At 68.6% G+C, this 22,138-nt stretch carries 11 protein-coding genes; 7 read left to right on the forward strand and 4 right to left on the reverse strand.

The window, feature by feature from the left end:
• Positions 1–240: 240 nt before the first annotated feature.
• The 3 genes from QE438_RS04865 to QE438_RS04875 all read left to right on the forward strand — a co-directional run bounded on the left by QE438_RS04865 (position 241) and on the right by QE438_RS04875 (position 10,934).
• Positions 241–9,318 carry an ESPR-type extended signal peptide-containing protein gene (locus QE438_RS04865; protein ID WP_306992112.1) on the forward strand — a complete coding sequence of 3,026 codons (9,078 nt, stop codon included), beginning with the start codon at positions 241–243 and terminating at the stop codon, positions 9,316–9,318.
• Between the two features lie 109 nt (positions 9,319–9,427).
• Positions 9,428–10,279, forward strand: a complete 852-nt coding sequence (locus tag QE438_RS04870) for an OmpA family protein (RefSeq protein ID WP_306992110.1) — start codon at positions 9,428–9,430, stop codon at positions 10,277–10,279.
• Positions 10,280–10,388: 109 nt separating this feature from the next.
• The gene (locus tag QE438_RS04875; protein WP_306992108.1) at positions 10,389–10,934 is read left to right on the forward strand and encodes an invasion associated locus B family protein; all 546 of its coding nucleotides are present in this window, start codon (positions 10,389–10,391) and stop codon (positions 10,932–10,934) included.
• A gap of 98 nt (positions 10,935–11,032) precedes the next feature.
• Here the strand turns inward: QE438_RS04875 and QE438_RS04880 are convergent, their stop codons facing one another.
• Positions 11,033–12,007: an alpha/beta hydrolase gene (locus tag QE438_RS04880; RefSeq protein ID WP_306992106.1), complete on the reverse strand. Its 975-nt coding sequence runs from the start codon at positions 12,005–12,007 to the stop codon at positions 11,033–11,035.
• Positions 12,008–12,140: 133 nt separating this feature from the next.
• Here QE438_RS04880 and QE438_RS04885 point away from each other — a divergent pair, with 133 nt between their 5' ends.
• From QE438_RS04885 to QE438_RS04900, 4 genes are all read left to right on the forward strand, one after another.
• Positions 12,141–13,031 carry an AraC family transcriptional regulator gene (locus QE438_RS04885; protein WP_306992104.1) on the forward strand — a complete coding sequence of 297 codons (891 nt, stop codon included), beginning with the start codon at positions 12,141–12,143 and terminating at the stop codon, positions 13,029–13,031.
• A 505-nt stretch (positions 13,032–13,536) separates the two neighbouring features.
• On the forward strand, positions 13,537–14,490 hold the full coding sequence (locus QE438_RS04890; RefSeq protein WP_235871585.1) for a helix-turn-helix domain-containing protein: 954 nt from the start codon (positions 13,537–13,539) through the stop codon (positions 14,488–14,490).
• A gap of 402 nt (positions 14,491–14,892) precedes the next feature.
• Positions 14,893–18,957 carry a YadA-like family protein gene (locus QE438_RS04895; RefSeq protein WP_306992101.1) on the forward strand — a complete coding sequence of 1,355 codons (4,065 nt, stop codon included), beginning with the start codon at positions 14,893–14,895 and terminating at the stop codon, positions 18,955–18,957.
• 203 nt (positions 18,958–19,160) lie between these two features.
• Entirely contained in the window at positions 19,161–19,832 is a 672-nt protein-coding gene (locus QE438_RS04900; RefSeq protein WP_306992099.1) for an OmpA family protein, read from the forward strand.
• Between the two features lie 34 nt (positions 19,833–19,866).
• Here QE438_RS04900 and hflD read toward each other — a convergent pair whose 3' ends face one another.
• From hflD to QE438_RS04915, 3 genes are read right to left on the reverse strand one after another with little or no spacing between them, the layout of a single operon-like run.
• On the reverse strand, positions 19,867–20,481 hold the full coding sequence (hflD, locus tag QE438_RS04905) for a high frequency lysogenization protein HflD (protein WP_130522478.1): 615 nt from the start codon (positions 20,479–20,481) through the stop codon (positions 19,867–19,869).
• Entirely contained in the window at positions 20,478–21,620 is a 1,143-nt protein-coding gene (gene mnmA, locus QE438_RS04910) for a tRNA 2-thiouridine(34) synthase MnmA (RefSeq protein ID WP_306992096.1), read from the reverse strand. The genes hflD and mnmA overlap by 4 nt, the downstream gene beginning before the upstream one ends.
• Positions 21,617–22,078, reverse strand: coding sequence for an NUDIX hydrolase (locus QE438_RS04915; protein ID WP_130518582.1), 462 nt, complete (start codon positions 22,076–22,078; stop codon positions 21,617–21,619). Before QE438_RS04915 ends, mnmA begins: the two co-directional genes overlap by 4 nt.
• Positions 22,079–22,138 lie beyond the last annotated feature (60 nt).

Below are 22,138 nucleotides of genomic sequence, written 5' to 3' on the forward strand. Positions count from 1 at the left end.
CGCACTTTCTCTCACATCAGTGCGTCAGGCGCGCACACCTCAGGCCTTCAGCTCACGGGCCAAAGACGCCATCTGCGGCGTACGCCCACGGCCACGCGCGGCTCATCAGTTTGGTTCACGCGTGCATGGATGCGTCGCTTTCGTAGCAACCGAGCGAGCCATCAAACCTCGCTCGAGCAACCACGCTGACGTCGCGGACGTGCAGCGTCACTTTGACGGACTATCCAGGGGGAAGGGGTCGTGAACAAAATCTATCGCAAGCTGTGGAGCCGCGCGCGTGCGCAGGTGGTGGTGGCATCGGAACTGGCCAGGGGGGACGCCGGACCTACGGTCGGCTTCACGCCGGCCCGACGGCTCCGCGTTGTGGCGAAGGTCCTGACGACCTACTGCGCGCTCTGGCTGCGGCAGGGGGGCACGGTAAAGCATGCAGCGCTGGGAGGGGGGGTGCTCGCGCTCATTGCCGCAAGCGCGCCAGCCTCGGCGCAGGTGTATGTGAACGACGGCACGGATGGGAACTGCGCTGTTATCACCGATACATTCGCGAGCACTGCCTATCAGGCGAGTGTCAACGCCGCCAAATGCAACACCGCCCCGGCAACGCAGACCGATCACTCGCAGTTCTTCGGCCCAACGGGTGTCAGCACCAATAACAATGGAGCCTCGAGCAGCCTCAGCCTCGGCGGCTCACTCTACGTCAACGCCGGCAGGATCGGCGTCACCGATGTGGCGGGCGGAACCTATTCAATCCGGATGGGCAGCGCTTCGACGCTGGCGGCGACTGCTGGCACCAATGCCATCGCGATCGGCTCGCAACAGACCTCGACGTCCAACGGTTCCTCCACCACGGCCACCACCGCCTCAGGTGCGAACTCAGTCGCCATCGGTACCGCCGCACAGGCGAGTTCAGGCGGCGCCATCGCCCTCGGTCAGATCGCCAAGAGCCAGGGGAACCAGGACGTCGCGATCGGATACAACTCGCAGACGAATGGTGACTCTGCTCCGGGCGCTGGCGCGGCAACGGCCTTGGGGCAGAACAGCCTCGCTGGCGTGTCGGGCGCGACTGCGATTGGTGCCAACTCAGTCGCCAACGGGCAGCATTCGACAGCGGTGAACGGGAATGCAAGCGGGGCGTATGCCAGCGCGATTGGCGGAGCAACGGCTTCTGGCTATTTTTCAGCCGCAGTCGGTCAGGGCGCTCAGGCGACCACCTCGTACGCCTCGTCGATAGGTCCAAATTCAAAGGCGACGGCGTCTGGCGCGAACGCGCTGGGCAGCAGCGCTCAAGCGACGGCATCTGGCGCGAATGCGGTAGGTAGCAGCGCTTCGGCGACAGGCAATTTCAGTTCGGCCTTCGGTGATTCCGCCATAGCCGGTGGCTCCTCCAACAATGCCAATACCACCGCGGTCGGCAACGGAGCCTGGGCGGGTAACGGGGGCGCGAACCAGACCGGCGCCACCGCCTTGGGCAGCGTGGCCCATGCCAATGGCCAGAATGCGACCGCGATTGGCTACAGTTCTGTCGCCAGCGCGACAGGCGCGACGGCGCTGGGTGCGACCGGCTCTGGCGGCCAGGTGGGGGCGACGGCCTCCGGCGCGAGTTCGCTGGCGCTCGGCGCGGCAGACGTGACCGCCGAAGGAGGTGCAACAACGCCGGTCGCCGTGAATGGCGCCGCGGCATCCGGCGTGCGGGCCATCGCGATCGGCTCGGGATCATCGACACCCGGCGCGTCTTCGATCGCCATGGGCGACGGCGCGAGGGCTGGCACTTCAGCGAATGCGAACGCGATCGCCATCGGTACCACGGCCAGCGCGACGGGCGCCAAGTCGATCGCGATCGGCTTTGGCAACAATGTTTCTGGTGCTAATTCGGGCGCCTTCGGCGATCCCACCACCATTTCCGGCTCGGGCAGCTATTCGGTCGGCAACAACAACACCATCCCGACCAACAACACCTTCGTGGTCGGCAGCGGCGTCGATACGACCGGGTCGGGCGACGGTAATGTCGTGCTTGGCAACGCCTCGACCATTGCGGCGCCCTCGGGCACGGCTTACGCGACGGGTACCGCCGCGCCCGCCTCGCAGGTCTCGGTCGGTTCGGCGAGCGCGGCGCGCCGCATCACCAACGTCTCGGCCGGATCGGCCGCGACCGACGCAGTCAACGTCAGCCAGCTGAACCAGATCGCCACCAATACCGCTAATACGACCGGTGGCAGCTACACCGCCGCCGGTGTCTATACCGCGCCGACGATCTCGGTCGGTGGCACGACGCGCGCCAATCTGGCTGCGGCGGTGAACGCCGAGGACGGCATCGTCCAGAACCAGGGCAACACCACGGCCGCGGCGCTGGGAGGCGGCTCGACGTATACACCGAGCACCGGTGCGGTCAGCGCCCCGTCCTACACGGTGGCCAACATCGGCACGACCGGCGCGGTCGGTACGCCCACCACGGTCACCAACGTCGGGGCGGCGGTCACCAACCTGAGCACCGATGTCACCAACATCGCCAACAACCTCAACAACGGCACGGTCGGGCCCGTGCAGCGCACCGGCACGACCAATCAGCTGGCGCTGATCGCGCCGGGCGGGTCCGGGTCGGCGCCAGGCACGGCACAGAACCTCACCAACGTGGCGCCCGGCACGCTGTCGGCCAGCTCCACCGATGCGGTGAACGGCTCGCAGCTCTATGCGCTGGGCAGTTCGACGGCTTCGACCCTGGGCGGCAACGCGACATACAACCCGACGACCGGCCAGGTGACGACGAGCAACATTGGCGGCACGGGCCAGAACAACGTCAACGACGCGATCTCCACGGTGGCGGCGACGGCGGGCAAGGGCTGGAACGTGACGACGGCGAACACGGGCACCGGCACGGTCTCGGGCACCTCGGTCGCCAACGTCGCGCCCGGTGCTACCCAGACCGTGACGGCGGGTGACAACATCGCCATCACGCAGAACGGCACCGACTACACGATTGCGACCAACCCGAATCTGGTTTCCACCAGTATCACCACGGGCAATGCGAAGCTCGATACCAATGGGCTGGCCATCACGGGTGGTCCCAGCGTGCTGGCGTCGGGTATCAACGCGGGCGGCCAGAGGATCACCAACGTTGCAGCTGGCACGCAGCAGACCGATGCGGTCAACCTCTCCCAGCTGCAGCAGGCGACCACGCGCTACTACAGCGTCAACAGTTCCAACGCAGCACGCGCGGCAGGCACCGGCACCAACTACGACAATCTGGGCGCGACGGGGGGGCTGTCGGTCGCCGCGGGCGCCAACGCCTCGGCGGGGCAGATCGGCGCAACGGCGGTCGGCAATGCCGCCAACGCGGCGGGCGTGTCCTCGGTCGCACTGGGGCAGGACGCCGCCGCGATCGGCACGGGCGATATCACCATCGGCCGTGGTTCCGGTACCGGAGGCCTGTCCAGCAATTACGGCAACATCGCCATGGGCCTGTTCACCGGAACGGACGTGTCGGGCCGGGACAACGTCGCCATTGGTGACAACGCGGGCAGGACCGTCACGGGAAGCAACAACGTTGCGTTGGGCATCGGGGGCAGCAACGTGAGCGGTGACCAGAACGTCGCGATCGGGGCGGCCGGCGCAAACGTCACGGGCAGCTATAACGTCGGTCTGGGCTATCGGGCAGGAGCCGGCGTGACCGGTTCCAATAACGTGGCCCTGGGCCAAGATGCCGGCAGAAACATCAATGCCAGCGATGCCGTGTCGCTGGGGCATAACGCAAGCGCAAACAACAGCAAGGATGTGGCGTTGGGGTCGGGTTCGGTCACTGCGGTGGCGGTCGGCACCGCCAGCACCACCATTCAGGGCACGACCTACAACTTCGCCGGCACCAGTCCAGGTAGCACGGTCAGCGTGGGCGCCCTGGGTTCCGAACGCACCATCACCAACGTGGCGGCCGGGCGTATCAGCGACACCAGCACCGACGCGGTGAATGGCAGCCAGCTTTACGCCGCCAACCAGGCGATCGACGTGGTCGGCGATCGCGTGACCACGCTCGGCGGCAATGTCGCGACCGTGCTGGGTGGCAACGCCGCCTACGACACGGCGACCGGTGGGCTGACGATGAGCGATGTCGGCGGCACAGGTCAGAACAACGTCAACGACGCGATCTCGACGGTGGCGGCGACGGCGGGCAAGGGCTGGAACGCGACGACGGCGGCGGCCGGCACCGGCACCGTGTCCGGTACGTCGGTCGCCAATGTGGCGCCTGGCGCAACCCAGACGGTGACGGCGGGCGACAACATCGCCATCACGCAGAACGGGACCGACTACACGATCGCGACCAACCCGGACCTGGTGTCGACCAGCATCACCACGGGCAATGCGAAGCTCGATACCAACGGCCTGGCCATCACCGGTGGCCCCAGCGTCCTGGCCTCGGGCATCGATGCCGGCAGCCAGAAGATCACCAACGTCGCCGACGGCACCATCGCGACCGGCTCCACGGACGCGGTCAACGGCGGGCAGCTGGCGTCGGTGACATCCGGCGTGACGTCGCAGGGCTTGAACTTCACCGGCAACGACGCCTCGGCCGGCACCGTGCACCGTGATCTGGGACAGACGCTGGCGATCAGCGGTGCTGCCTCAACTGCGGGCACCTATTCTGGCGGCAATCTGAAGACGGTGACCGACCCGACCAACGGGGCGATCGGCCTGCAGATGGCCGACGCGCCGAAGTTCGGCAACGTCACGGTCAACGACGCTGGCAGCGGCAAGATCACCGGCGTCACGGCGGCGACCCTGTCCGCGAGCTCGACGGAGGCGGTCAACGGTTCGCAGCTGTTCGCGACCAACAGCTACATCAACAACACGCTTGGCGGCGGGGCGGATGTGGCGACCGGGGCGGCGCCTACGTACACGATCGGAGGCAACACCTACAACAACGTCGGCGACGCCTTTACCGCAGTGAACAACGGAAGCGTCGGTGTCGTGCAGCGCACGACGAGCGCCGATGTCGCGACGATGACTGCTGCGGGTGGAACGGCGGCGAGCCCCGGCAATCCCCAGCGGCTGGCGAATCTAGCCGACGGCGTCAACGCCAACGATGCGGTCAATCTCAGCCAGCTGCAGGCCGCACAGGCGGCCGCCACCACGCACTATTACAGTGTCAACGACGGCGGCACCTCTGGTGGCAACTATTTGAACAATGGTGCGACCGGTATCAACTCAGTGGCCGCAGGCATCGGCGCCAGCACGAACGCACGATCTGGTATCGCCATCGGAGCAAGCAGTGTCACCGAGAGCTCGGCCAACGCCAGCCAGGCCAGCATCGCGATCGGCACAGGCAACGCGTTGACCAACAGCGCCAATGCGGTCGGCGTCGGCAACGCCAACACTGTGTCGAACAGCACCATCGTAGGCCTGCTCGGCGGATCCAATACGCTGGCGCAGAGCCAGGAAACGAGCGTCATCGGCGTGCGCAACACGTTGACGGGTGTGTCCGGCAGCGGCGTGGTCGGCAAGGACAATCGCCTGACCACGGTCGGCAGCTCCAGCGTGATCGGCGCCGACAACACGCTGACCAATGTCACCTCGGTGGCCGTCACCGGTGGCAACAACACGGCCATCAACGGCGCGGCGGCGAGCAGCGTTGTCGGCGCGTCCAACACGCTCGACCAAGCGACAGCGAGCAACCTCACCGGCATCGGTAATACGGCAAGGAACACGTCCGAGGCCGGCCTGACGGGTGTGAACAACACGATTTCTGGCGGTAGCCAGAACGCGATCATCGGCTCGAACAACCAGCTGGTCAATGCCACCAAGAGCTTGGTCAACGGCTTCGGAAACACGTTGGGTACGGGCCTGCAGACGGTGCAGGTGATCGCCAGCGGCGCGACCGTGACCGATAACGTCGCACGCGGCATCGTCATGGGCTCCGGTGGACAGCTGGGCGGCAACGACACCATCGCGGTCGGCACCTCGGCGGTTGCCGGCCGCGACAATGCGATCGCCATCGGCAACGGCGCCCAGGCGACGGGCCTGAACGCCATCAGCGTCGGCACGGGGAATGTCGTCTCGGGCGACAACTCCGGTGCCTTCGGCGATCCGACCACGATCACCGGCAGCGGTTCGTACTCGCTGGGCAACGACAACACGATCAGCGGCAATCGCGCTTTCGTCGTCGGAAGCAACGTCAACAATGCGGTCGACGACTCGGTGGTGCTGGGCGCGGGCTCGACTGTCGCGGCAGCATCGGGCACGGCCGGGGCGACGATCGCAGGGACCAGCTACAGCTTCGCGGGCGCCGCGCCGCTGAGCACGGTCTCGGTCGGCGCGGCGGGCCAGGAGCGCACGATCACCAACGTGGCCGCGGGCCGGCTCAGCGGTACCTCCACCGACGCGGTCAATGGCAGCCAGCTCTTCGCGACCAACCAGGCCGTGGATGCGGCAGCAGCGACCGCGGGCAAGGGCTGGAACGTGACGACGGCGAACACGGGCACTGGCACGGTCTCCGGTACGTCGGTCGCCAACGTGGCGCCGGGTGCGACCCAGACGGTAACGGCGGGCGACAACATCGCCATCACGCAGAACGGGACCGACTACACGATCGCGACCACCCCGGACCTGGTGTCGACCAGCATCACCACCGGCAATGCGAAGCTCGATACCAACGGCTTGGCCATCACCGGTGGCCCCAGCGTCCTAGCCTCGGGCATCGATGCCGGCAGCCAGAAGATCACCAACGTCGCCGACGGCACTGTCGCGGCCGGCTCCACGGACGCGGTCAACGGCGGGCAGCTGGCCGCGGTGACGTCCGGTGTGACTTCGCAGGGTCTGAACTTCACCGGTAACGATGCCTCGGCCGGCACCGTGCACCGTGATCTGGGGCAGACGCTGGCGATCAGCGGCGGCGCGTCGACGGCGGGCGCCTACTCGGGCGCCAACCTGAAGACGGTGACCGACCCGACCAACGGGGCGATCAGCCTGCAGATGGCCGACGCGCCCAAGTTCGGCAACGTCACGGTCAACGACGCTGGCAGCGGCAAGATCACTGGCGTGACGGCGGCGACCCTGTCGGCGAGCTCGACGGAGGCGGTCAACGGTTCGCAGCTGTTCGCGACCAACAGCTACATCAACAACGCGCTCGGCGGCGGCGCGGATGTGGCCGCCGGGACGGCACCGACGTACACGGTTGGTGGCAATACCTACAACACCGTGGGCGATGCCTTTACGGCGGTGAATAACGGCAGCGTCGGTGTCGTGCAGCGCACGACCAGCGCCGATGTCGCGACCATGACGGCCGCGGGCGGCACGGCGGCCAATCCAGGCAACGCGCAGCGGTTGACCAACCTCGCCGACGGCGTCAACGCCAACGACGCGGTGAATCTGAGCCAGCTGACCAATGCCACCGGCGGGGTGACCAGCGCCGGCCTGAACTTCGCCGGCGACAGCGGCGCCGCCACGCATCGCGACCTGGGCCAGACCTTGAACGTCAAGGGCGGCGCCACCGGCACGCTGACCGACAACAACATCGGCGTGGTGTCCGACGGCACCGATACGCTGACCGTCAAACTGGCGGAGAACGTCGATCTGGGCGCCAACGGCAGCCTGACCACCGGCAGTACGACGATCAACAACAGTGGTCTGACCATCGCCGGTGGTCCGAGCGTGACCAGCGGCGGCATCAACGCCGGCGGCAGCGCCATCACCAACGTCGGCGCGGGCGTCAACGGCACCGACGCGGCGAACATGAACCAGCTCAACGCGGTCAGCGACACCGCGAGCAAGGGCTGGAACCTGCAGGCCAATGGCGACAGCGCCACCCAGGTCAAGCCGGGCGATACAGTGCAGCTCAAGGACGGGCAGAACATCAGGATTACCCGCAGCGGCACGGACGTGACCGTGGCCACGGCGGACGATCTGGTGTCCAACAGCATCACCACGGGCAACAGCAGGCTGGATGGCAGCGGAGTGACCCTGTCCGGCGGCCCAGGCGGGGCGGTGATTTTGAGCAATTCCGGCCTGGACAACGGCGGCAACAGGCTCGTCAACGTGGCAGCCGGCATCGCGGCCACCGATGCGGTGAATCTCAGTCAGCTCAACTCCGCCATCGCAGGCGCTACGACGCACTACTACAGCGTCGCGGACGGCGGCAATCAAGGCGGCAACTACGCGGGCGATGGCGCGACGGCTAGCAACGCGCTGGCCGCAGGCGTTGGCACGACCGCCTCGGCGGCGGGCGCGACCGCCGTGGGTTCCGGCAGCAGCGCTTCAGCCAGCGGGGCGACGGCGATCGGTCGCGACGCGAGCGCGAGCGCACAGGGCAGCGTGGCCTTGGGCGATGGCGCCAGCGATGGCGGGCGTGGTGCGGAGAGCTACACCGGCAAGTATTCCTGGGCGAGCAATTCGAGCGTGGGGACGGTCTCGGTGGGCAATGCCTCCACGGGCGCCACGCGCACCATCAGCAACGTCGCCGACGGCAGCCAGGCGACCGATGCGGTCAACCTGCGCCAGCTCGACGGCGCCGTGCAGGCCGCCAACACCTACACCGACGGCAAGGTGCAGCAGATCAACCAGCAGGTCGCGCAGAACAACGCCGACATCAAGAACGTCCAGGAGGGCCGGGACGGCTTCTTCCAGGTCAACAACACCGCTGCCGGAGCCAAGCCTTCCGTCACGGGGACCAACGCGGCCGCCGGCGGCAGCGGTGCCGTGGCCTCGGGCGCGAACAGCCTGGCGGTCGGCACCCAGGCGCAGGCGACGGCGGACAACGCGGTGGCCCTCGGCAGCGGCTCGGTGGCCGACCGCGCCAACACGGTGTCGGTGGGGCAGGCGGGCAGCGAGCGGAAGATCACCAATGTGGCGGCGGGTACGGCCAGCACCGACGCGGTCAACGTCAGCCAGCTGCAGGCCTCCCAGCAGGGCAGCGTGCATTACGCCAGTAATGCCGACGGATCGGTCAACTACGGTCAGGTCGCGCTGGGCAACGGCCAGGCCCCGACCACCGTCTCGAACGTGGCGGCGGGCGTCAACGGCACCGATGCGGTCAACGTCAACCAGCTCAACCAGGGCTTCGGCAATGCGATGCGCTATACCGACGCGGTGGCGGGCCAGGTGCAGCGCGATGCGAACGGCGGCATCGCTGCGGCGGTGGCGACGGCCAATCTGCCCCAGTCCTACATCCCGGGGCGGGGCATGACGTCGGTGGGTCTGGGCTCCTATCAGGGGCAGTCCGCGATTGCGGTGGGCGTCTCGGCGATCACCGACAACGGTCGCTGGGTCATCAAGTTCAGCGGTACGGCCGACACGCGTGGCCAGACCGGCGTCGGCGCGGGGGTCGGCTATCAGTGGTGACGACGGACAGGCGGGCCGCTGCGCACACGCCTGCCCGCATCGCAAGGCCCACGGCGGCGCGAAGCCTCGCGCCGCGATTTCTCAACGTTCCTGCTCCGAGGACGACAGCATGAAGACCTTCCACACACCAGGCGTTCGCATACTGCGGCTGCTGACGGTGTTGCTCTCCACGGCGGCCCTGATGGGCTGCGGCACGCTCAGCAAGGGCATCGAGAACGACGGATCGAGTGCGCAGACACTTGTCTGGCCCGCGCCTCAGGACGCCAACTCCCTGGCCAAGGACGGGACCTACCCGACCCCCGAGAGCCTGGGCTTGCTGCATCCCGGACTGGACAAGGCGCAGGTCCTGCGGTTGCTGGGGCCGCCGCATTTTCATGAGGGATTCGGACCGCGCGAATGGGACTACCTGGTCCATCTGCGCCAGCCGGGCGCGTCCGATTTCACGACCTGCCAGCTCAAGCTGCTGTTCGGCAAGGACGGCAAGGTGGGCAGCCTGCACTGGAAGCCGGCCGGCTGCCTGCCGGCGACGCAAGCCGTCGCCGCGCCAGCGCCTCCGCCGCCCGCCGAGCCCTACGCCAGGACGTTGCAGCTCGACGTGCTCTTTCCCTTCGACCTCTGGGAGATGAAAGATCTGCAGCCGGAAGGCAAGCGGCAGCTCGACACGTTCGCCGCCGAGCTGCGCGCGCCGGAACTGATGGCAAAGCGCATCACCCTTCGCGCCTACGCCGATCGCCTGGGCGGCGCGGCGTACAACCTGCGGCTTTCGGAACGACGCGCGGCCACCATCGCGCGCTATCTGACCCAGCAGGGCGGCGTCGACCCGAGTCGCCTGCACTCCGTCGGCATGGGGGCGAGCGATCCGGTCAGTCAAGGCTGCAGCAACGCGATGCCCCGCGTGGCACTGATCGCGTGCCTGGCGCCAGACAGGCGCGTGACGCTGACGGCGGCAGACGTGCCCTGAGGCGCTGGATAAGAGGGTTCCAGCTTCCATCTTCTGCCATTCAACGCGTGAGAGAACTTCGATGAAAACTTCGACTTCGATGGTGTGCGTCTCTGTGCTGGCGTTCGCGATGGCCGCCTTCGCCGACCCCGCATTCGCACAAACCTCAGTGTCCACCCCCAAGGCGGCGAGCGCGTCGCCACAGGCGCCGGTGCAGCCGCTGCCCGCCGTCCAGCGCTTTGGCGCCTGGAGCATCGGCTGCCGGGACGAGCAGGGCCAGCGCTACTGCACGCTCGCGCAGGAGCTGCGGCGCACCACCGACAACCAGCGCCTGCTGTTGATGGAGGTCAAGCCCGATGGCATGCGCCATGCGAGCGCCGGGCTGACCTTGCCGTTCGGCCTGGATGTGCATGCGGGGGTGAGCCTGCAGATCGATGACGGCCCGGTGGGCAACGCGCCCTACCAGACCTGCCTGCAGCAGGGCTGCACGGTGCCATTGAATCTGGACGACAGCGCCTTGCAGGCGTTGCGTCGCGCCAAGATGCTGAAGGTCGTGGCGCCCATCGCGTCGGGCGGGGCGGCGACCTTCCAGCTGTCGCTGCAGGGGTTCGACGCCGCTTACGCGCAGATGGTGACGATGGCTTCGGCAGCGGCTGCGCAGAAGACAGCGCGCTGAGGCCGGCGTGTGGACCTCCCAGCCCAGGGTCCACGCCTGGCGGATGCGCTCCGAAGCCAGCCGCCTTGCGCCCGGGCGTCACGCCTCGTCTCCCACCGTCAAGGAGCATCCGCGCGATAGCCCACCGTGGGCAGGAAGTCGTGGACCTGCTGGAACCAGGCGTCGGGCTGCTCCAGCCAGGCGAAGTGTCCGGCGTTGGGAATCAGGATCAGCTTGGAATGGGCCAGTCCACGGTGCAGGCTCAGCGTCTGCTGCCACGGCACTTCGACATCGTCCGCGCCGGCCACCACCAGGGCCGGCACCTGGATGCGCGACAGCGCCGGCGCCAGGTCGGTGCGCACGCCGGCGACGAAGCGTTGGAAGGCCACCAGGGAGAAGCGCACCTGTTCGAAGGCGTCCTTGCCGTTGACCGCCTTGGACATGTCGTACATCTCGATCGGAACCGTCGCCAGGATCTGCGCCTTGAACTCGGCATCCGTGGTGGGCGGCGGATCGCCCTTGAACGCCTTCAGCGCCGCCTCGAAGCCGGGCCGGCCCCGCCGGGACTCAACCTGCTGCATGACCTGACGCTCCACCTCGGCCTGGCGCGTCGCGTCCGCCGCGTTGTTGGTGATCGCCGCCGCCAGCAGCAGCAAGCCGCGCACGTGCTGCGGATGGCGCAGGCTGTACTCGAGGATCTGCGTGCCGCCCATGGAGTGGCCGATGAACCAGGGCTGGTCCAGCTTCAGATGGCGGCGCAGATTGTCCAGGTCGTCCACGAAGTCCTCCATCGTGACGGCCTCGGCCGCCGGGACCTGCGAGCGGCCGGTGGCGCGGGTGTCCAGATAGACGATGGTGAAGTCGCGTTCCAGCGGCTGCAGCGAGAGGAACAGATACTCCGCGCTGGGTCCCCAGCCCGGCGTGGGCAGCAGCGCCACCGGTCCGTGGCCGGACACCTTGTACCAGAGGCACACGCCGTTGGAGACGAAGCTGTGCTCGCCAGGGGCAAGCGTGTCGGGCACGGCGGCCGCGGCGGGGTGGGCGTTCAACACCAGGAAGAAACCTAGGCTCAGCAAGATCAGCAGGCGTTTCATCGTTGCGCTCTCGGTCTAGGGCAGGGTTGCGTGCGGTCGGTCCGCGGTCGCCAGAAGGCTAGCGCGCCGCCGGCTTCGCCAGCTTCGAAATCTTGCTAAGTTGGGCGCGCTCCCGCCGGCCTGGAAGCGTCCCATGCATGCCGCCAACCCCGAACTGCGCAAGGTGCCACCCTGGCTGAGCCACACGGTGTCGGCGCGGGCGTCGTGGTCGTGGTGCGCGATGGAGCAGTCCTGCTTCGGCCCCGTGCAGCTGGATGCGCCGGCGCTGCCGTTCCACCATCTCACGCTCCCCCTGGACCGTGGCGCGCTGCGCATGGGCATGTGCGTGGACGGCCACCGCCATGTCGCGCGCATGGGGCAGGACGAGATCGGGATCATCGCCGCCGGCGACGGTGGACGCTTCTGGTGGGACCGGCCCGTGGACTCGGCCTGCCTGTACTTCACCGACGCCGCGCTGGGCGAGATCGTGGGGCATGAGGTCACCGACCGGTCGCATGGTCTGCGTTCCACCTTGCAACGGCGCGCGCCGGCCATCGCCGGGCTGCTGCGCGTGCTGCGCACCGATGCCGCCACCGGCCAGCCGCATGGCGCGCTGGTCGGCGATGCGGTGTTCGTGGCGCTGATCCCGCAGCTGATGCCCATGGCGCGCGTGCCGCCCGGGCCTCGTGCAGCGGACTGGCGCGTGGGGCGCGCGTTGGCTTACATCCATGCCCATCTGAGTGAGCCGCTGGATCTCGCCTCGATCGCGCGCGCGGCGGCCAGCAGCCCATTCCACCTGGCGCGCGCGTTCCGGGCGCGCATGGGCTGCACGCTCTGGCGGTACGTGCTGCGCGAACGCGCGCGCGGTGCATGCTGGCGTCTGCGCGACGAGCGTCTGAGTCTGGCCGCGGTGGCCGAGGCCGCCGGTTTTGTCAGCTACGCCGGCTTCATCGCGGCCATGCGGCATGAGTTCGGCCAGTCACCCCAGCAGCTGCGCCAAGCCCTGTCGGCGGGCAAGCATCCGACGAAGAACGCGCCTGATTAGCCTTGAGCTTGTGCAGCGTCGCCAACACCTGTTGTGCGGGCTTGTCGCTGTTTCCGACAGTGCTGCGTTCTGCGCTTGCGCCATTGATCCAACAACCAGGGCGAAGCACCGATCAAACGCAGTGAAGACCAGCGTGACCTGGGTCCCAGGACATCACCGCGAATCATTGCAGGTGGGTCAGGCCCTGACTTTCTACACGCCAACAACACGGCCAGCGTGCCTAAGGTTGTGGACGAGGTGTGAAGGCGCAGACCGTGCGGACGCTAGACCGGGCGGCGCGGGAACCAAAGCATCCAAGCGTTTGCAGGTCAGTAGAGCGGCACGTGGTGAGCGCGCGTGGCGACACGCGCCAAGACGAATGCATAGTGGGACATCGCGCTTGCTTGGCTTGCATAGAATGCGCGCGGCCTCGGGATGTTTCGAGGGCCGGTTCAAAGGGGGGACAGGGATGGACGAAGCGCGACCGAAACGGCATTCCAAGCCGGATCAGGCGGGAGGACCGCCGTTGGATCTGGCCGCGTTGGCCGGCCTGCTCAAGGTCTGCGATCTGGACGTGGTGCTGCTGGACCGGCAAGGCGCGTGCCCGGGCGTGGCGACCTCCGTCGATGAGGACGCGCTGATCTATTCGATCACGAACGCATTCACTTTCAGGGGGCGCTTCACGCTGCCGCCGGACTGGTGCCTGTTCGGCTATGTCCACCACACCGATCCGAGCGCCAGTTGGTGTCATGGGGTCAGCATGGACACCGGGATGGTCGTCACCGTGCTGCCAGGGGCGAGCAGCGAGTTCGTTCTCAGCGCCGGCTCCAGGCTGACGCTGGTCCTGATCCCGCTAAGCGCCTTGAAACAGCGCCTCTCCGAACTCGGGCTGGGGGCTTCGTTGCCGACGATCGGACAGTATGTGCGGCTGTTCCGGCCCTCGGGCGACGCGACCGCGCGCAGGCTGGAGCAGCTCGCCACACGGCTGGCCCAATGGTCGCGCGAATCGGGTCCGCAGGAGACCAGCGATCGCCTGGAAGGCGCCAGCGCCTACGTGCGCGCCCACTTGATGGCCAAGTTCTCCGCGACGCCGGACGACCGCCCGCGGTGCTCGCGCGGCCGGCTCATGCATTACCGGATCCTGCGCCGTGCGGAGGATTTCATGCGCCTGCACATGCACAGAAATGTTTATATGCAAGAAATCTGTAACACAGTTGGCGTCAGCGAGAGAACGCTGCGCTATGCCTTCGACGAGCTGCTGGGAATATCCCCAAACCGTTATCTGTCCATGCTGCGGCTGTGCACCGCAAATCGCAGTCTGTCGGCCAGCGACGCCAGCCGTCACTCGGTCAAGTCGATCGCCTTGAACTGCGGTCTCTGGGACCTTTCCAAATTCGCCGGAAAATATCGGCGGATCTTCGGCGAGTTGCCCAGCGATACGCTGCTGCGTAGTCCCCCGGTCGGGATCTGGCGCATGTGAGGAAGGGAATTCCAGTCATTTCCCCGCTTTTCCACTGAAAAAATCGGCAAATCGAGGAGCTTGGCGACCGGGTTAGGTCGCGAGGCTTGACGCGATCGGGTCTCGTCCAAATGACGTTTGGGCGAGTTGACGCCCTTTGAGAGGGGTGAGCGCGCGGCTGAGTATTGCATTGCGTCACGTAGCGCTGCGATGAATCTCGGCCGGGAGTTGAGCGGCACGTATTCAGTCGCGTAGATCTCCTGTTAATCGTCTGGTTTTTGCCGAAATCGAATATTCGATGCCCGGTATTTCCCATAGTCGTTCCGGAATGGCGCACCAGCCTGCGGCTGGGTCGGTCTCTAATCCCCGCAACCGCGCTGTAACAAAAAAGTTACAGCGGACCGACAGGACAGGGGGTGGCGAATGAATCGCGTCTATCGTTTGGTATGGAATTCCGCGCTCGGCGCACCGGTGGTGGTCTCGGAACTGGCTCGGTCGAGACGGAGTACGTCTCGGAGCGTCAACACGCGCGGTGGCCTCGCGACAAGTCGCCTGGCCGGCGCCTGCGTGGCGGCGCTGCTGCTCTTGCCCTGTGCCGGCGTCCAGGCCCAGCAGGTCGATCCCAGACTGGACGAACTGCGCGCCCTGGCGGACAAGTACACCCTGGTCGAAGACGCCGAGACGTCGGAACCCGCGTCCACTCCGCCCGCGAGCCCGTCGACCGTGTCCTCCGTTCCGATGACGGCGCCGGATGACCCACGCCAACGCCCCGGCTCGATCGCAGGCAAGCGCCGCATCGTGGTCGAACGCGCACCCAAGCCGGACGCGGCGTCCACGTCCGATTCGACCACCGCCGGCGCCCAGGTCGCTGCGTCCGATGAGTCCATCAAGCCGACCGGCAGCGCGCGCCTGCAGGCATCCCCCTCGGCGCTGGTGTCGACTCAGGCCGCCGGCGCATCCAATCTGGTCGGGACATCGAGCGTCGCTGCGCGCGGTTCGGCCGCGACCACGCTGACGGCCGCATCGCCTGCGTCTTCCGCTTCGCCGACCAGCAGCGCGAGCCTGCGCGCGTCCACCTCGGCGCTCGTTTCCGCCCAGGCCACCAGCGCGCCCAACCTGACCGGCGCGCCGACCGGCACCGTAGTGGGCAATGGCGGTCTGGTGGGCGGGGTCGTGCAATTGCTCGATCCGACCCTGTCCAGCGCGCTCGGCGGCGATGGCTGGGTCATCAACGGCAGCACGGCGCTCAACGCCGACAACGTCCAGAAGGCCTATACCAGCGTCAACGTCCTGGGTCTGCCTGTGGTCTCGCTCAGTCCCGTGGGCGCGCTGCTGGGCTCCTTGGGCGGTGCGACGACGGGCGGGAACTCGCACCTGACCCTGATCGGTGGCGTGGTCTCCAACAGCTATCTGACCAACGTCAACAGCGGCAATCCAGGCGGCCTGTTGGGTCTGTTGCTGCCTGACGGCTCGCCGGCTTACGCCACCAATTGCGTCAACGTGCTCGGCGTGATCACCGCCGAATGCTGGGCGGTCAACGCCGCCCAGGACTACCAGACCCTGGTCGGCCAGGGCGCGACCGCGAACGGGTCCAAGGAAGTGGTGATCGGCTCCAACGCCAGCCACACCCTGCCGAGCGTGGATGCGAGGACGCTGTACGCCCAGGGCTTCGTCGACGCCAACTACGACGCCAGGCTCGGCCACTCGGTGGTGGTCGGCGACAGCGCCTCGGGCTCGGCCAACGGGCAGACCATCCTGGGTGCCAATGCCACCTCCGACCAGGCCAACAGCGTGGCCCTGGGCTACCGCTCCAATGCCAGCCGTGGCGCGGCCAGCGGCTACACCGCTTACGGGCTGACGACGGCGCAGACCTCGGCCGGCGAAGTGGCGATCGGCGCCGCCGGCAGCGAACGCCAGCTCACCCACGTCGCGGCCGGCAATGAGGACACCGACGCGGTCAACGTCGCGCAGCTGCGCGGCGCGGTGTCCCAGATCCAGGCGGTCGGCGATACCGCGGTGATGTACGACGTGGATGCCGGCGGCGTCGTGCTCGACCACGTCACCCTCGGCGCGACCGGCTCGGGCGCGGCGGTCGGCATCTCCAACGTGGCCGCCGGCGTGGCGCAGAACGATGCGGTGAACGTCGGCCAGCTGGCGCCGGCCGTGGCCGCGCTGGGCGGCGGTGCGGCGATCGATTCGACCACCGGTGCGGTCACCGGACCGTTGTATTCGCTGGACGATGGCACCGGGACCGGGACGCGCGCCAACTACACCGATGTCGGCACCGCGCTGGAGAACCTGGACGGCCGCACGACGAGCAACACCACCAACATCACCAACCTGCTCGAAGGCACGGCCGGCCTGGTGCGTCAGGACCCGAGCTCGCTCACGGTGACCGTGGCCGGGCAGACCGGCGGCACGGGCGTCAACTTCCGCAACGCCTCCGGCCAGGCGCGCACGCTCGGCGGTGTCGCGGCGGCCCAGCAGGACGACGAGGCGGTCAACCTGGCCCAGCTGCGCTCGGTGAGCGGGGACGTGGACAACCTCGGCGCGCGGATGGTGCAGTACGACGTGGATGCCGGCGGCGCGGTGCTGAACCACGTCACGCTGGGCGCGGTCGGCTCCAGTGCGCCGGCCGGCATCTCCAACCTGGCCGCCGGCGTGGCGCAGAACGATGCGGTGAACGTCGGCCAGCTGGCGCCTGCAGTCGCCGCGCTGGGCGGCGGGGCAGGGATCGATGCGACCACCGGCGCGGTCACAGGACCGGTGTACTCGCTGGATGACGGCACCAATACCGGCACGCGGGCCAACTACACCAACGTCGGCACCGCGCTGGAGAACCTGGACGGCCGCACGACGAGCAACACCACCAACATCAACAATCTGCTCGAAGGCGCCGCCGGCCTGGTGCGGCAGGATCCGAACTCGCTGACGGTGACCGTGGCCGGGCAGACCGGCGGCACGGGCGTGAGCTTCCGCAATGCCTCCGGCCAGGCGCGCACGCTCAGCGGCGTGGCGGCGGGCCAGCAGGACGAAGATGCGGTCAACATGGCCCAGCTGCGCTCGGTGAGCGGGGAGATGGACAACCTCAACACGCGGGCGGTGCAGTACGACGTGGATGCCAACGGCGCGGTGCAGGATCACGTCACCCTGGGCGCGAGCGGATCGGGCGCCCCGGTCGGCCTCTCCAACCTGGCCGCAGGCGCGGTGAACGCGACCAGCAGCGATGCGGTCAACGGCGCCCAGCTGTTCGCCACGCATGGCGCCATCGCGCAGTTCTTCGGCGGCAGCACCCAGTACGACAGCAGCACCGGCACCTGGACCGGGCCGACCTTCAACATCACCCAGGTCGACGGGACGGGCGGCACGGCCGGCAGCAGTTTCACCAACGTCACCGATGCCTTCGGCGCGGTCAGCAACTCGCTGGTCAACCTCAACAACCGGATCGGCCAGCTGCAGTCGGCCACTTACAGCTCGAAGTACCTGGCCGTGCAGTCCACCCGCGCTGCCGCTACGGCCACCGGTACCGATGGCGTCGCGGTCGGCCCGGAGGCCGCGGCCTCGGGCACCGGCAGCGTGGCGGTCGGCGCCGGGGCCAGTGCCAGCCAGGACAATAGCGTGGCGCTGGGCGCCGGCTCGACCACCTCGGTCGGCGCGCAGAGCGGCTACGACGGCGTCTATGTCCAGGCCGGCAGCAGCAGCTCGGCCGGCGAGGTGTCGGTGGGCAGCACCGGCGGCGAGCGTAAGGTCACCCATGTGGCCGACGGTTCGGACCGGTACGACGCGGTCAATGTCGGCCAGCTGCAGGGCGGGGTGAACTACGCCATCGACCGGGCCAATGCCTATACCGATCAGCAGCTGCAGAACATCCAGGTGGAGTCGGGCGGCATGTTCCGCGCCAACGATACCGCCGGGCTGGGCCAGCCCTCCGCCAGCGGCGACAACGCCACTGCCGGCGGCGCCGGTGCGGTGGCCTCGGGCAGCGGCAGCACCGCGATCGGCAGCGGCGCGCAGGCCACCGCCGACCGGTCGGTGGCCCTGGGCGCGGGCTCGGTCGCCGACCGCGTCGGTACGGTGTCGGTCGGCAGCAGCGGCGCGCAGCGGCAGATCACCAACGTGGCCGCCGGCACCGCCGACGGCGATGCGGTCAACATGGCGCAGTTCAACCGCGGCCTGACCGGGGTGCAGGACTGGTCGCGCAACTATGTCGACCAGCGCTACCAGGAGACCCGGCGCGATCTGCAACGCGTGGACAACCGCGCCATGGCCGGCGTGGCCTCGGCGATGGCGGTGGCCGGCCTGCCGCAGCCCTATGAGGCGGGCCGCAGCATGGCCTCGATGGCGGTCAGCGGTTACGACGGCGAGGCCGGCGTGGCCCTGGGCGTCTCGGCGATCTCCGAGGGCGGGCGCTGGATCTATCGACTCAGCGGGACGACCAACACGCGCGGCGATGCGGGCGTGACGGTCGGCGCGGGCATCCAGTGGTGAGCGGCGTGGACCGGTCGCGGGGGCAGGGGACCATGGACAGGACAACGGGCCGCGTCGGGCCCTGGGTCGGGTGGCTGGCATTCCTCGCGCTGGCGCTTTCCGGCTGCGCCGGCACTTCGCCGCCCCGCGACGCGGGGCCGGCGAGCGCGGAGGAACCCGCCTTCCCCGATCCCGCTCGCGCCCGCCCGCGCGGCGGCACCTTCGTGAACGTCGACAACCTGCGCCACTACGCGCCGGGCCTGAGCAAGGAGCAGCTCTACGCGCTGCTCGGTCCGCCGCACTTCAGCGAGGGCATGTGGGGCGTGCGTGAGTGGAACTACCTGTTCAACTTCCGCTCGGCCCGCGGCCAGGAACCGTTCCAGTGCCAGTTCATGGTGATCTTCGACCGCGAAGGCATCGCGCAGCAGGCGCGCTGGAAGCCGCAGAGCTGCAGCGCCGTGCTCGATCCGCCGGCCGCGCCCAGGCCCAGGCCGGAAGCGGCGGCTGCCCTGCCGGCGCAGCCGCTGCGGCTGTCCGCCGACGCGCTGTTCGGCTTCGACAGGGCCACGGTCACTGCAGGGGGGAGGGCGCGGATCGAGCGCCTGTTGCAGCAGGTGCGCGAGGCCAGCCAAGTGCAGGACATCCTGGTGGTCGGCTATGCCGATCGTCTCGGCGATGCCGCCCACAACCTGAAGCTCTCCCAGCGCAGGGCCGAGGCGGTGCGGCAGGTGCTGATCGAAGGCGGCGTGGCGCCCGCGGCCATCCGGGCCGAAGGACGCGGCAGCACGCAGCCGCTCGCCGACTGCGCCAAGGTCAAGGCGCGCGCCGCGCTGATCGCCTGCCTGGCGCCGGACCGGCGCGTGGAAATCAGCGCCAGCGCGGACAGGCGCGGTTAGTCCGCGCGCCTGCCGCCCTGGCTGAAGCGTCGCTTCAGGCCTTGAGCCAGTCCCGCGCGGCGCTGACCATCGCCTTGCGGGCGAACACGAAGTCCCACAGGCTGCCGCCGAGCTGCCGCCACAGCACGGCCGCACGGACGGCGGCCAGCAGGATGGCGCGGATCTCGGATACCACGCCCGGCTGGGCCAGGTAATGCGGATTGCCCTGGACCATGACCCGCGGGCGCAGGTGGCTGATGGTGTCGGCGTAGAGCGTGCCCAGCGCCATCAGCACGTCTGGATGGGTGCTGCCGCGCTCGCCGGCCTGCGGGGCGATCTCCTCGAGGCCGCCGCTGACCGCGGCCACGGTCTCGGATTCGCGCACGAAGCGGCGCTCGACCTGCATCACCGCCAGCGCCAGGCGCGGCAGCGACTCGTCCTTGTTCTCGCCGCTGAAGTAGTCGCGCACCAGGCGCAGGCCCGGTCCGAGATTGGCGGCGCGCTCGTAGACCGCCTCGGTCGACGCGGCGTCCATGCGGAACACGCTGTCCAGCACCACGCCGGTCGCGCCGTTGTCCGAATGACCGGTCTCGGCGATGCGGCGCACCTGGGCCAGCGACTGGGCCAAGGCGGCCAGGGCCAGCACGCGTTCGGGCAGGGGCGCGCTCATGCGGCGCGCTCCCGCAGACGCAGTTCCAGCGGCGCGTCGGTGCGGTCGATCACCGAGCCGCCCAGGCAATCGTCGCCGTCGTAAAGCACCACCGACTGGCCGGGCGTCACGGCCCGCTGCGGGTGGGCGAATTGGATATCCAGCGTTCCATCCTCCAATACATGGACCGTGCAGGCCTGCGCGGCCTGACGGTAACGGGTCTGTGCGAGGCAGTCGAAGCGCGCGGCGGGCGCACTGCCGGCCACCCAGTGCATCGCCTCGCTGCGCAGTCGCGTGGACTGCAGATACGGGCTGGCGCTGTCCTGGTCGACATACAGCACGTTGCTGGCCACGTCCTTGCCGACGACATACCAGGGTGCCGCCGCGCGGCCGCGAACGCCGCCGATGTTCAGGCCTTCGCGCTGGCCAAGGGTAAAGAAGAACACGCCCGGATGCTGACCGATGACGACACCGTCAGGGTCGCGCATCTCGCCGGCCCTGGCCGGCAGGTACTGGCCCAGGAACTGGCGGAAATCGCGCTCGCCGATGAAGCAGATGCCGGTGGAGTCCTTCTTGTCGTGCACCGGCAGGCCGGCCTGGCGCGCCAGGCCGCGCAGGTCCGGCTTGTGCAGATGGCCCACCGGGAACAGGGTGGCCGACAACTGCTCCTGCCCGAGCTGGTGCAGGAAGTAGCTCTGGTCCTTGGCCGTGTCCACGCCGCGCAGCAGATGCCAGCGGCGGCCGCGCTGCTCGACGCGCGCGTAGTGGCCGGTGGCGATCTTCTCGGCGCCCAGCGCGTGCGCCGCGTCGATGAAATGCTTGAACTTGACCTCGCGGTTGCACAGCACGTCCGGGTTGGGCGTGCGCCCGGCGGCGTACTCGGCCAGGAAGTGCGCGAACACCCCGTCCCAGTACTCCCTGGAGAAGTCGCGGAAATGGAAGGGGATGCCCAGCCGCCCGCACACCGCCACCGCGTCGCGGCGATCCTCCTCGGACCGGCAGCCGCCCGCGCTGTCCCGCGCCTGGCCCGCGTCGTCGTCGGCCCAGTTCTGCATGAACAAGCCGGCCACCGGCTCGCCGGCCTGGACCAGCTGCAGCGCGGCCACCGACGAATCCACGCCGCCGGACACGCCCACCACCACGCGCGGGGTCGCGCTCATGCCAGCCGGCTCACGGCCGACAGCGGGAAGCGGCGACCGGCCAGGTAGTCGGCGGCCACCTTCCACACCAGCGGACTGCGATGGCGCGGGGCGGCCTGGCGCAGCTCGTCGGGGGTCATCCACAGCGCGCGGACGATGCCCTCGTCCAGGGCGCGCTCGGCGTGGTGGGTCAGCGCCTCGCCGGCGAAGGCCAGGCGCAGGTACTGGCGGCCGGTCTCGGCCTTCCACTGGTAGGCGCCGACGAAGTGGGTCAGGCGCACGGTCCAGGCGCTTTCTTCCAGGGTCTCGCGCACGGCTGCGTCGAACAGGTGCTCGTCCGGCTCCAGGTGGCCGGCGGGCTGGTTGAGCACCAGCCGCCCCTCGGCGTACTCCTCGACCATCAGCAGGCGGCCCTCGCGCACCACCACGGTGGCCACGGTGGTGTCCGGCTGCCAGATACGGTCTTCGGCGACGCTCACGGGGGAGAGATTCCTTGCAGGGAGGATTGGCCCGATATCGGGACAGTTGCGAACAAATCC

Source organism: Pseudoxanthomonas sp. SORGH_AS_0997, assembly GCF_031453535.1.
GTDB lineage: Bacteria > Pseudomonadota > Gammaproteobacteria > Xanthomonadales > Xanthomonadaceae > Pseudoxanthomonas_A > Pseudoxanthomonas_A winnipegensis.